Annotated in this window: 7 protein-coding genes; 2 read left to right on the forward strand and 5 right to left on the reverse strand. The window is 70.8% G+C overall.

Going from position 1 to position 11783, the window contains the following annotated elements:
* Window positions 1-288 precede the first annotated feature (288 nt).
* Complete coding sequence (locus ACXJKD_RS14950) at window positions 289-1182, forward strand: EamA family transporter (RefSeq protein ID WP_457255401.1); 894 nt, start codon at window positions 289-291, stop codon at window positions 1180-1182.
* On the opposite strand, the gene ACXJKD_RS14955 is transcribed toward ACXJKD_RS14950, so the two are convergent.
* Both ACXJKD_RS14955 and ACXJKD_RS14960 read right to left on the reverse strand, forming a co-directional pair.
* The gene (locus tag ACXJKD_RS14955; protein WP_457255606.1) at window positions 1171-2175 is read right to left on the reverse strand and encodes a TerC family protein; all 1005 of its coding nucleotides are present in this window, start codon (window positions 2173-2175) and stop codon (window positions 1171-1173) included. The two genes, ACXJKD_RS14950 and ACXJKD_RS14955, sit on opposite strands and share 12 nt — an antisense overlap.
* Window positions 2176-2502: 327 nt before the next feature.
* Complete coding sequence (locus ACXJKD_RS14960; protein WP_457255402.1) at window positions 2503-2856, reverse strand: MmcQ/YjbR family DNA-binding protein; 354 nt, start codon at window positions 2854-2856, stop codon at window positions 2503-2505.
* A 151-nt stretch (window positions 2857-3007) separates the two neighbouring features.
* On the opposite strand from ACXJKD_RS14960, the gene ACXJKD_RS14965 reads away from it, so the two are divergent.
* Window positions 3008-3955 carry a hypothetical protein gene (locus ACXJKD_RS14965; protein ID WP_457255403.1) on the forward strand — a complete coding sequence of 316 codons (948 nt, stop codon included), beginning with the start codon at window positions 3008-3010 and terminating at the stop codon, window positions 3953-3955.
* Here ACXJKD_RS14965 and ACXJKD_RS14970 read toward each other — a convergent pair.
* The 3 genes from ACXJKD_RS14970 to uvrB form a co-directional block, all read right to left on the reverse strand.
* Complete coding sequence (locus ACXJKD_RS14970) at window positions 3946-7788, reverse strand: AAA family ATPase (protein WP_457255404.1); 3843 nt, start codon at window positions 7786-7788, stop codon at window positions 3946-3948. The genes ACXJKD_RS14965 and ACXJKD_RS14970 overlap by 10 nt on opposite strands.
* Window positions 7785-9500, reverse strand: coding sequence for an MFS transporter (locus ACXJKD_RS14975; protein WP_457255405.1), 1716 nt, complete (start codon window positions 9498-9500; stop codon window positions 7785-7787). Before ACXJKD_RS14975 ends, ACXJKD_RS14970 begins: the two co-directional genes overlap by 4 nt.
* 162 nt (window positions 9501-9662) lie before the next feature.
* Complete coding sequence (gene uvrB / locus ACXJKD_RS14980) at window positions 9663-11771, reverse strand: excinuclease ABC subunit UvrB (protein WP_457255406.1); 2109 nt, start codon at window positions 11769-11771, stop codon at window positions 9663-9665.
* Window positions 11772-11783 lie beyond the last annotated feature (12 nt).

Raw genomic sequence — 11783 nt, forward strand, 5'->3', positions numbered from 1 at the left:
TGGTTCCGCGACTGGACAAAGGTATGAGTTCAAAAAGACGGGCAGCAATAGTCATTAGGGACTAGGTGACCTCACCAATACATGCCGGTTGCCTGCTCTCACCATGGGGTGCTTCACGTGCCGTGCGACGGCGCCGGGAATGTGAACGGTCTAAGTGAAAATCGGCGGGCAGACCTTCTCACTATTTGGATGACTTGTGTCTTACGGCCGGTCAACAACGCATATCTTTCGCCGAAGGGTGGTACAGGAGGACGTTGTCCGGCGCAGCGCTGGCTAGAGTCGCCCACCATGACCACGAGGACACCGGCCCAGCCGCTGCTCCTCGTCCTGACCGCCATCGTCTCGGTCCAGTTCGGAGGCGCGCTGGCCGCCACCCTGGTCCCCGAGATCGGGGCGGGCGGGTCGGTCACCCTGCGCCTGGTCTTCGCGACCGCGATCCTCTGGGCGATCGCCCGACCCCGCGTGCGAGGGCACAGCCGGGCCGCCTGGCTGACCGTCCTCGGGTTCGGCGCCGCGCTGGGCCTGATGAACTTGGCCTTCTACTCCTCGCTGGCCCACCTGCCGATCGGGGTGGCCGTCACCGTCGAGTTCCTCGGCCCGTTGACCCTCGCCACCGCGCTGTCCAGACGACTTCGTGACCTGGCCGCGGTCGGGGCGGCCGCGATCGGGGTGGTGCTGATCTCCGAGGCGCTCGACACCCCCTTCCCGGACGTGGAGTGGACCGGGCTGGGACTGGCCGCGCTCGCGGGCGCCTGCTGGGCGGCATACATCCTCGCGAGCGGTCGCGCCGGCCGCGAGTTCCCGAAGCTCGAGGGCCTCGCCCTGGCGATGGCCGTCGCCCTCGTCGTCGCGCTGCCGTTCGGCGTGACGAGCGTCCCGGACTGGACCGGCGAGTCGGTGGCCAAGGGCCTCGGCATCGCCGTGCTGTCCTCGGTGCTGCCCTACTCGCTCGAGCTGGCCGCCCTGCGCACGCTCAGCGCCCGCGTGTTCGGCATCCTGCTGAGCTTGGAGCCCGCTGCTGCCGCACTGGCCGGACTCGTCGTCCTCGGCCAGCGGCTCGGCCACCTGCAGCTCCTGGGCATGGCCCTGGTGGTGCTGGCCAGCGCCCTGGTGATGGGTGCCGGCCAGCGTCGCGACGAGCGCCCTGACGAGCGTCCCGACCCGGCCCTGTCAGGAGGCTGAGAGCCGCTCGCGCTCGTCCTTGCGGGACTTCCACAGGCTCGCGACGGTCGTCACGCCGAGGATGACCACGATGGCGCCCAGGGACACCGAGATCGGGATGTCCGGAGCACTCTTGACGTGCTCGCCACCGTTGATGAAGGGCAGCTCGTTCTCGTGCAGGGCGTGCAGCACGAGCTTGACGCCGATGAAGGCGAGCAGCACGGCCAAGCCCAGGCTCAGGTAGACCAGCTTCTTGAGCAGCCCGCCGATCAGGAAGTAGAGCTGGCGCAGCCCCATCAGCGCGAACAGGTTGGCCGTGAGCACCAGGTATGGCTCCTTGGTCAGGCCGTAGATCGCGGGGATGGAGTCGAGCGCGAAGAGCAGGTCGGTGGTCCCGAGCGCCATGATGACGATGAACATCGGGGTGGCGAGCTTCTTGCCGTTGATGTGGGTGAACAGCTTGGCCCCGTCGTACTGGTCGGTGGCCGGGAAGCGCTTCTCGACCCACTTCATGAAGCGGTTCTCCTCGTACTCCTCGTCGTCGGTCTCGCCCTCCTTGCCGAGCTTGACCGCGGTGTAGATGAGGAACGCGCCGAAGATGTAGAAGACCCACGAGAACTGGTTGATCGCCGCGGCACCGACCGCGATGAAGATGCCACGCAGGGCGATGGCGATGATGATGCCGATGAGCAGCGCCGACTGCTGGAGCTTCTCAGGCACCCCGAACCTGGCCATGATCAGCAGGAAGATGAACAGGTTGTCGACCGACAGCGAGTACTCGGTCAGCCAGCCGGCGTAGTACTCGGTGGCGAACTTGCCGCCAGCCTGGTCGTGGGTGAAGTACCAGATGCCGAGGCCGAACAGCAGGGCCGCACCGATGTAGAAGGCCAGCGAGATGCTGACCTCCTTGGTCGACGGCACGTGCGGGCGGCGCGCGATGATGAAGACGTCGAAGAGGAGCACGACGGCCATCAGGCCGACGGTGAGGTACCAGACCCAGGTGGGGACTTCCATCTGGGTGGCGGTGGTCGCAACGAACGCGGTCACAGGGGGAACCTTCCGGTCACAACGAGGTGGCCGGAGGTCTCTCCCGCCCCGTGAGGTGCGGACCGGCTCCCCGGGTCGGTATGCCGCGTGGCTGCGTGAGCCGGCGCGACAGGCGACCGTGATGACGAGGACACCGCGTGGGGATACTCCCCTCCGATGGTCAAAAACAAAAGCTACATCGAGGGGGCCCGCCCTCCGATGGTCAAAACACTTCATCGAGGGGGCCAGCCCTTCGATGAACAAGAAGAAGTGTCCCAGACTTGAGCCGCTCCCCCAACTCGGCCCACCGGCTGGTCAGTCCAGGGCCGGCCGGCGGCTCTTGGGAAGCTTGGCCACGACGGTGTCGTAGGAGGTGTCGACCGCCTCGCGGAGCTCGTCGTCAGGGATCGTGCCACCCAGTCGCAGGGTGTTCCAGCCGGACCGGCCGATGTAGGCCATCACCGACGCGTCCTCGGGGTACTGCAGGAGCCACTCGTCGGCCTCGGTGCGGGAGGCGCCGCACTTCAGGCCGACCGACTCGCTGCCCATGAAGGCGAAGATCTTGTCCCCGACCTTGGCGACGAAGTCGCCCTCCCAGGGCTGGTCGGCCCAGGCGCCCGGCTTGGCCAGGCAGTAGTCGCGCAGGGCATCGGCGTCGAAGGTGGTCACAGCAGCGACGGTAGTCCCGACTCGCCCACGAGCGGGTCGACTGGTTGCCGAGGACCATCGTCGACGAGGACTAGGACAACTGAGGTACAGCGGCGAGCCGTGCACCGGCCACGATGGGAGCCCTCGACCACCTGCCGAACTGAGGTCTGCCATGTCCGTACGCCGACTGCGCCCACGCCCCGTCCCGGTCCTGGCCGTGGTGGCCATGATCTGGGCAGCGGCCCTCCTGCTGGTGGCGCCGTCGGCGTCGATGGCAGGATCCGTCAAGGGGTCGCTCGCGGTCATCTCCGTCGGCGACCAGGGCACGGGCTTGGTCGGTGCCGTGGCCGGGCGCCCGTTCACCGTCGTCGTGGAGGCGAGGGACCCCTTGGGTGCGCCGCTCGCGCCCACCCAGAACACCACGATGCGACTCAGCCTGGTCACGGGCTCCGGCACCCTGGCCGGCGTCCTCGAGGGCACCATCGTCAAGGGCACGACGCGCGGCACGATCGCCGGGGCCACCTACGCGCCGTTCGGGAACGCCGTCAAGCTCGCCGTCGGCGTCGTCTCCGGGACCGCCCTGACTGGCACGACCACGACGATCAACGTGGCCGCGACCGCCGTCCGCGCCCAGGCCGCTCCGCGCAGCACCCTGAACGTCACCGACCCCGGCTGCCCGGCTCCCACGCCCACCTCGCCGGTGTGCGGCTTCCTCCAGCTGCCCAACGGGGGCAACGGCACCGTGCTGATGTCGGTCGGCTCGTGCGACACCATCCTCACCTGCCGCACCAAGTCGGGCACCACCGCTCGGCTGGTCACCGCCGAGGTCTCGCTCAAGGACGAGAACGGGGCGCCGCTGTACACGCCGACTGCTCCCGCCACGTTCGTCCTGGCCTGCGACAAGACGCTGTGCGGGCAAGGCGGCGTCAGCTCGTTCCCCGTCACCATCGACCTCACGAACACCGGGGCCTTCACCCAGGTGCCGGACTGCCCCTCCAAGGGCGTGCTGGGCACGGGGCAGACCGCGTGCCGCGACACCGTGCAGTCCACCCGTGACAACGCCGGCGACGTCTACAGCGTCATCCTCTTCACCCACGACATCCGGGGCAGCTACCCGTGATGGAGCTGTTCCTGACCGACCGGCGCCAGCCACGGTAGGGGTGCCCTGAGCACTCCCAGCCGCTCGAGGACGGCGAACGCCTCGTGGTCGGCCAGGGCCACCGACTCCAGGTGGGCCTGGACCGCCAGCAGGAACCCGCGCTCGTGGGCGAGGTCCGGCGCCGCGCTCGCGGCCAGCCCTGCATGCAGTGACGCCCACGCGCCGGCCTCGTCACCCAGCACCGCCTGGGCGCTCGCGCGGACGCGCAACGCCGACGGCAGGAGGGTCGCCGCCCTGAGCGCGGTGATGGTCGCGAGGGCGCGGTGCGTCGCCGCGAGCGCCTCGGCGGAGCGCCCGGCGAGCAGGTGTCCCTCGGCGACGGCGATGTCGGTCTCGCAGACCTCGTGGGGCTCGTGCAGCGCGTGGAACAGGGCACGCGCCTCGTCGAGCAGCCTGCTGCCCTCGTCCGGGCGCCCGGCCCGGTGGTGGGCCCGGCCCTGTTCGCGCAGCACCAGCGCGCGCAGCTCCTCGTCGTCGACCGCCTTGGCGATCCGCAGCACCCCGGCGAGGACGTCCAGGGCCGCCTGGGGGCGCCCCTGCCGGTTCAGCAGGTCGGCGCTGTTGTATGCCGCGTTCGCGGCGTTCGCTGCGTCGCCCACCTTCTCGAAGCTGGCCGCCGCGCGCTGGAAGCCCTCCAGCGCCTCGGTCCAGCGGCCCTGGAGGAGCAGCCGCATGGCGATGTTGTTGTGCGCGTGGGCCTGCCCGCTCAGGTCCCCGAGGGCGGCATACAGCGCCAGGGCCGTCTCGCCGTGGTCGACTCCCGAGCTGGAGCCGGTGAAGACCTCCACGCCGTGCAGCACCAGGTGGGCCTGGGCGAGCGCGTCGTCCTGACCGGCCTGCTCGGCGGTGCCCACCGCCTCCAGCGCGCACCGCGCCGCGTCGGCGTAGCGCCCCTGGCTCATGAGCACGACGCTCCTGCGGGAGAGCAGCCGGGCCCGGGTCGCCAGCGCATCGGGGCCATCGACTCCGACCAGGATCCCCAGGCCGGTCGCGGTGCGCCGCAGGGCGACCGGGTGGCGCCCTTGGCGCTGGGCCACCTTGGCCCCCTTGAGCGAGAGCGCTGCCGACCGCACCGGCGCGCCGACCCAGAGTCGCCTGGCCTGGGCGTAGGCGCGGTCGGCGTCGCGGGACCGGCCGCACAGGAACAACGCGTCACCCCACGACTCGAGGTCGGCCGCCCGCTCCCCCGTGGGCACCGACCCTGATCGCAAGGCGGCCTCGGCCGCCTGGGCGTAGGCGTGGGCGGCGGCCTCCGGTGCGGCCGCAGCCAGTGCCTTCGCGCCCGCCCGCCGAGCACACTCCCACGCGTCCGCGAAGCGTCCGGCCGCGAAGAAGTGGTGCGCCAGCACCTCTGGCCTGCGACCTCGGGCGCGCGGCGAGCGCGACAACACCTCTCCCACCGTCGCGTGCAGTCGGGTCCGCACCCTGATGGGCAGACCGGCATACGCGGTCTCCCGGTGCACCGCGTGTCGGAACTGCCACCGCCGCGCCCCGGCCGGCTCCAGGAAGGCCGACAGCTCGGCGACGTCGTCACGCAGCGTCCGCCCATCGGGGAGATCGGCCACCAGCTCGGCCAGGAGCGCGAGCGTGAACGAGTTCCCGAGCACCGCGGCGCGGCGCAACACCGACCTCTGCCGGGGGGCCAAGGCGTCGATCTGCACCGCCACGAGCTCCTCCACCGAGAGCGGAAGGTCGTCGATCCGGTCGCCGCGCGAGGCCGCCAGGACCAGCTCGCGGATGAACAGGGGGTGCCCACCGGCGCGGGCCACCAGGGCCCGGGCCGCGGCCGGCGGCAGGGGGCGTTCGGGGTCGACCAGCTCGGTCATCAGCTCGCTGGCGGTGGCGGCCAACGGACCGAGCTCGACCACGACGCCTGCAGGGGGTGTGCTGTCGTCGAGCTCCCGCCGGGTCGTCAGCAGGAGCCACGGCAGGTCGTCACAGCGGGCCGCCAGCAGCTCCAGCACCCGCGCACTGTCGCCGTCCATGAGGTGGGCGTCCTCGACCACCAGCAAGGTCGGGGACTGGAGGGCCGCCTCCATGACGGCAACCACCAACCGGTGCAGGGCGTCGGAGCGGAACTCCTCCCCCAGCTCGACCTCGTCGCGTGGTGCGGGCATGGGGACGTCGAAGACCAGGCCGAGCATCGGCAGCAGCCCCTCGAGCTGGGGGTCACGGGCCCGGACCAGGGTGCCCGCCCTCCGGAACCCCTCCTGGGGGTCGACCTCGGAGGACAGCCCGAGAGCTGCGGCGAGGAGGACGCGCACGGTCGCATAGGGCGCCGTGGCACCACTGTGCCCGCACTCGGCCTTGAGCACCTCGAAGTCTTCGGCACCCGCCAGCACCTCGGCGACGAGCCTGGTCTTGCCCATGCCGGGCTGGCCGACGACCGTGACGAGGCCGCCCACTCCGTCACCGAGGCGGTCGAGGGCGGTCCGGATCACCCCGAGCTCGAGTTCTCGGCCGACCATCGCCGTCTCCACCTGGTCGACCACGCGCGAGGTCGGGCGGCCGAGGGTCACGCTGGGCACGGGCTCGGCCAGTCCCTTGAGCCGCAGCGAGCTCGTCGACTCCACCTCCCACCGGGTGCGGCTGTGGTCGAGCAGCTCGGCGGGCAGGCTGATGCTCCCGGGCGAGGCGCGAGCGGCGAGCCTGGCCGCCAGGTTCACGGCACCCCCCTTCACCGAGTAGGTCCGCCGGCTGGCCGGACCCAGGTCTCCGGTGAAGACCCGTCCCTGCGCGACCCCCACCCGGACCGGCAGACGACCGGGCCGGTCGACGACGTGGCGGACTGCCGCCAGGAGGTGGTCGACGTCGTCGCCCGTGCTCTGCGGGGCGCCCGCGACCAGCATCACCTTGCCGCCGTCGACGTCGATGTCGGTCTCGTGGAACGACACCCCGTGCCGGGTCGTCGCCTCCTGGATGGTGCGCACCAGCTCGTCGATGGCGACGGTGAGGGCTTCGGGTCCGTCCTGTTCCACGAGCTCGTCCGTCCCCGAGAAGCGGATGAAGGCCGCCGCGGCGACCCGGTGCTCGGGTTCGCGGTTGCCGTGCGCGACGTGGGCGCGCAGCTGGCTGGGCACCAGCCGGGCACGGTCCGTGGCCGGACCACCCGAGGTCTGGGGCAGGACCGCAGTCAGGTCGCCAACCCCCTCACCGGCGCGAGCTGGGGGCGGGAGGCCGCGCAGGAGGAAGCCCGGACCCGTCGCCTCCCCCACGAACCGCTCCGGCAGGAGAGCGGCCGTCGCACCGTCCACCAGGACCTGCCCAGCCGCGGCCGCCGCCTCGGTCGACGTCACCCGACTGGCCAGGGGCCCGAGCACCATGAGCTCGCGGTGGGCACTCGGGTCTCCCGCCAGGACGAGGTGCACGTCACCGGTGGCCACCCCGGTCGAGGCCCGCAGGACGACGGCCCCCACCGAGGTGCGCAGGTGTCCGACGCGGGACAGCACGGCGCGCATCCTGGCGGCGGCACGGGTGGCGCGCACGGCCGAGCCGTCGCCGGTGGCCAGCAGCAGCACCGCGTCGCCACCCCACTTGAGCAGGTCGCACCCTTCGGCCAGGGCCACCTCGACGAGTGGGCCGAACACGTCGTCCAGGACGTCGCTGAGCTCCTCGGCGCCCGCCCGCCCGCGCGCCGCCAACCTCTCGGTGAGCCGCGTGAAGCCGCTGATGTCGAGGACCACGAGGCTGCCGGACAGCGCCCAGTGCGCTGGGGCGGGGTCGGCCGCCACCCGCCCCCGCAGCAGGACGGGCAGGTAGGGCTCGAGCCGCGAGTCGAGGTCGTCCACCGTCACCCCGCGAGGATCCGGCGGGCCATGACGGTCTCGGCAGCTGTCACCGCCTCGACGTTCCCGAGCACGGCGTCGAGGAAGGCCCGCCGCCCCAACCCGCGGAGAACGGTCGGCTCGACAGCGCGGACCTGGGCCGTCCGCGGCACCTGACGCAGCAGGGCGATCTCGCCGAAGTAGTCGCCGGCGTACTCGGTGCGCAGCAGCACACCGTCGTGCCAGATCTCCACGGCGCCCGACTCGATGATGAAGAACTGGTCGCCCTCCTCGCCCTCGTCGAAGACGAGCGCGCCCGCCGCGACCTCGACCCGGGTCAGCTGCCGTGCGAGACCCTCGAGGGCGGTGCGGTCCAGGGGCGCGAACATCGGCACCGACTCGACCAGCGGCAGTCCCTCCGGCGCGCGCAGCGTCAGGTCTAGCCGACGCATCCGCGGGACCGCCGGAACGACCATCGCGGTCACGAGCAGACCGAGCAGGGCCATGCCCCACTGGAGACCGACGAGGGCGATCAGCAGCGGCATGACGCCGGCACCGACCGCCATCGAGGCGATGTAGGCGGAGTCGAGCGTGCCGAACACGCGACCCAGCAGGTGGTCGGGGGTGAGCCGTTGCAGCAGGGTGTCGAGGTTGACGTCCACGAGCGGGTTGGCCAGGCCGAGCAGGAGCATGACCAGCACGGCGACTGCCACGGTCGGCCAGACCAGGACCAGCACGAGCGGGAGCGACCACAGGACGACGCCCACGCAGAAGTCGAGACCGAGCTGCTGGCGGGAGGCCCGGGACAGCGCCACGAAGCCACCTACCAGGGCGCCCACACCGAGCATGGAGTCGAGGAAGCCGACCCCCGGCGGGCCGAGGTCGACGAGGTCGAAGGCCATCGAGACCACGAAGACAGCCGACGCCCCGGCGATGAGGGTCTGCGCGCAGGTGAGCGCGATGAGCACCCGTAGGTCGCGGTCGCGCCAGATGTAGGTGAAGCCCCCACCCGTCTCGCGCAGGAACGCCCAGCGTTGCTTGGCTTCGGCCGGGTCCTGCGCCGTGTCCTTCGACTCCGTGGCGTCCGCGGGCTCCGGCTCCGCTACCGCGGACGCGGACGCGGGTGTGGCCGGTGCGACCGGGTGCACGCCGTACACCAGGGCAGCCGACCAGAGGAAGGTGGCGGCGTCGAACAAGAGGACCACTTCGACCGAGGTCGACGCCAGCAGGCCGGCCGCCAGGGCGGGTCCGGCGAAGAAGGCCAGGCTCTCCAGGGTGCTGGACGTGCCGTTGACCGCGGTGAGCTCCTCGGGCCGGGACACCAGCGACGGCATCATCGCGCGCTGGGCGGGCCGGAACGGGGTACCCAGGACGGACGCGAGGCCGGCCAGCACGAAGACGACCAGCGGGTCCACGCTCGCCATGGTCGCCGCGATGACCAGCAGCAGGACGCACCGGGCCAGGTCGACGCTGATCATGATTCCCTTGCGGGAGTAGCGGTCGACCAGGGTGGCGGCGAACGGCGTGCAGACGGCCATCAGGATGAACCGCACCACGGCCCAGACCGCCAGCACCTTGGCCCCGCCCACGCTGTACGCCCAGACGGAGATGGCGGTGCCATAGGCCCAGTCGCCGATCACCGACCCGCCGAAGGCGAGCATGATGCGACGCAGGTTGCGGTTGCCGAAAACCGTCCGGACCGCCGTCGAGGACTCGCGGCCGGCCTGTCCAAGCACACTCATCCGCCCAACACCCGCATGAAGTTGTTGGCGCGGCAGGGTCCTGCAGCCATGGTGCACCTCCACCCGTCAGGCTGTCAGGGCCCCACCCACCGTGTCTTCACGCAAATGACGCACACCACGCGCCATGCACCTCAGGAGCCCTCGTCAGGCCCCAAACGACACCTACTGGGTCGCAGCGGACATTTGCCGCAGTTCCTTCTTCAGGTCACCGATCTCGTCACGCAGCCGGGCCGCCAGCTCGAAGTGGAGGTCCGCGGCCGCCTGGTGCATCTGGGCCGACAGCTCCTGGATGAGGTTGGCGAGGTCGTTGGCGGGCAGGTTGCGCAACCGGTCGGCCGCGACCCCGGCGTCGGCCTGGAGGGCGCCACGACCGCCCCGGTTGGCGTTCTTGCCGCGCGACTGGCTGCGGCCCGACCCGAGCAGTGCCTCGGTGTCGGCATCCTCCCGCTGGAGCAGGTCGGTGATGTCGGCGATCTTCTTGCGCAGGGGCTGCGGGTCGACCCCGGCCGCGAGGTTGTAGGCGACCTGGATCTCGCGGCGGCGCTGCGTCTCGTCGATCGCCTCCCGCATCGACGGCGTGACCTTGTCGGCGTACATGTGCACCTGGCCGGACACGTTGCGGGCCGCGCGGCCGATGGTCTGGATCAGCGAGCGGGCCGAGCGGAGGAAGCCCTCCTTGTCGGCGTCGAGGATGCTGACCAAGGACACCTCGGGCAGGTCGAGTCCCTCGCGGAGCAGGTTGATGCCGACGAGGACGTCGTACTCCCCCATCCGGAGCTCGCGCAGCAGCTCCACCCGCCGCAGGGTGTCGACCTCGCTGTGGAGGTAGCGGACCCGCACCCCCTTGTCGAGCAGGTAGTCGGTGAGGTCCTCGGCCATCTTCTTGGTGAGCGTCGTCACCAGGACCCGCTCGTTGACCTTGGTGCGCTCGCCGATCTCGTGGAGCAGGTCGTCGATCTGGCCCTTCGTCGGCTTGAGCACGACCTCGGGGTCGATCAGCCCGGTGGGGCGGATGATCTGCTCGACAACCCCCGTGCTCTGCGCGAGCTCGTAGGGGCCGGGCGTGGCCGAGAGGTAGACGGTCTGGCCGATCCGGTCGAGGAACTCCTCCCACCGCAGCGGCCGGTTGTCCATCGCGGACGGCAGCCGGAAGCCGTGGTCGACGAGCTGGCGCTTGCGCGACATGTCGCCCTCGTACATCGCCCCGATCTGCGGCACGGTGACGTGCGACTCGTCGATGACCAGGAGGAAGTCCTCCGGGAAGTAGTCGAGCAGCGTGTTCGGGGCGGTCCCCCGGCCCCGGCCGTCGATGTGCATCGAGTAGTTCTCGATGCCCGAGCACGACCCGACCTGGCGCATCATCTCGATGTCGTAGGTGGTGCGCATCCGCAGCCGCTGCGCCTCGAGGAGCTTGCCCTGCTTCTCGAACGCGGCGAGCTGGTCGGCCAGCTCGAGCTCGATCCCCCGGATCGCCCGCTCCATCCGCTCGGGGCCGGCGACATAGTGCGTCGCCGGGAAGACGTACATCTCCTGCTCCTCGTGCATGATCTCGCCACTGACGGGGTGGAGGGTGTAAATCCGCTCGATCTCGTCGCCGAAGAACTCGATCCGGACGGCGAGCTCCTCGTAGACCGGGATGATCTCGACCGTGTCTCCGCGCACGCGGAAGGTGCCGCGCGTGAAGGCCAGGTCGTTGCGGGTGTACTGCATCTGGACGAACCGCCGCAGCAGGTCGTCGCGGTTGACCTCGGTGCCGACCCGCAGGCGGGCCATCCGGTCGACGTACTCCTGCGGGGTGCCCAGACCGTAGATGCAGGAGACCGAGGCGACGACGATGACGTCACGACGGGTGAGCAGCGAGTTGGTGGCGCTGTGCCGCAGCCGCTCGACCTCGTCGTTGATCGAGGAGTCCTTCTCGATGTAGGTGTCCGTCTGCGGGATGTAGGCCTCGGGCTGGTAGTAGTCGTAGTAGGAGACGAAGTACTCGACGGCGTTGTTGGGCAGCAGCTCACGGAACTCGTTGGCGAGCTGGGCCGCGAGCGTCTTGTTCGGCGCCATCACGAGGGTCGGCCGTTGCACCTGCTCGACCAGCCACGCGGTGGTCGCGGACTTGCCGGTGCCGGTCGCGCCCAGCAGCACGGTGTTCTTCTCCCCTGCCCGGATCCGCGTCGCGAGGTCGGCGATGGCGGTGGGCTGGTCTCCGGCGGGCTGGAAGTCGGAGATCACCTCGAACGGGGCGACCGTGCGTTGCAGGTCTGTCGTGGGACGCATGCGTCCAGCGTA

This window comes from Pedococcus sp. P5_B7 (genome assembly GCF_054049895.1).

Bases quoted from the DNA above. Each gene is read 5' to 3' on its own strand.
- ACXJKD_RS14965 (WP_457255403.1), top strand. From the start codon at position 3,008: ATGTCCGTACGCCGACTGCGCCCACGCCCCGTCCCGGTCCTGGCCGTG.
- ACXJKD_RS14955 (WP_457255606.1), bottom strand. From the start codon at position 2,175: ATGGAAGTCCCCACCTGGGTCTGGTACCTCACCGTCGGCCTGATGGCC.
- ACXJKD_RS14950 (WP_457255401.1), top strand. From the start codon at position 289: ATGACCACGAGGACACCGGCCCAGCCGCTGCTCCTCGTCCTGACCGCC.
- uvrB (WP_457255406.1), bottom strand. From the start codon at position 11,771: ATGCGTCCCACGACAGACCTGCAACGCACGGTCGCCCCGTTCGAGGTG.
- ACXJKD_RS14975 (WP_457255405.1), bottom strand. From the start codon at position 9,500: ATGAGTGTGCTTGGACAGGCCGGCCGCGAGTCCTCGACGGCGGTCCGG.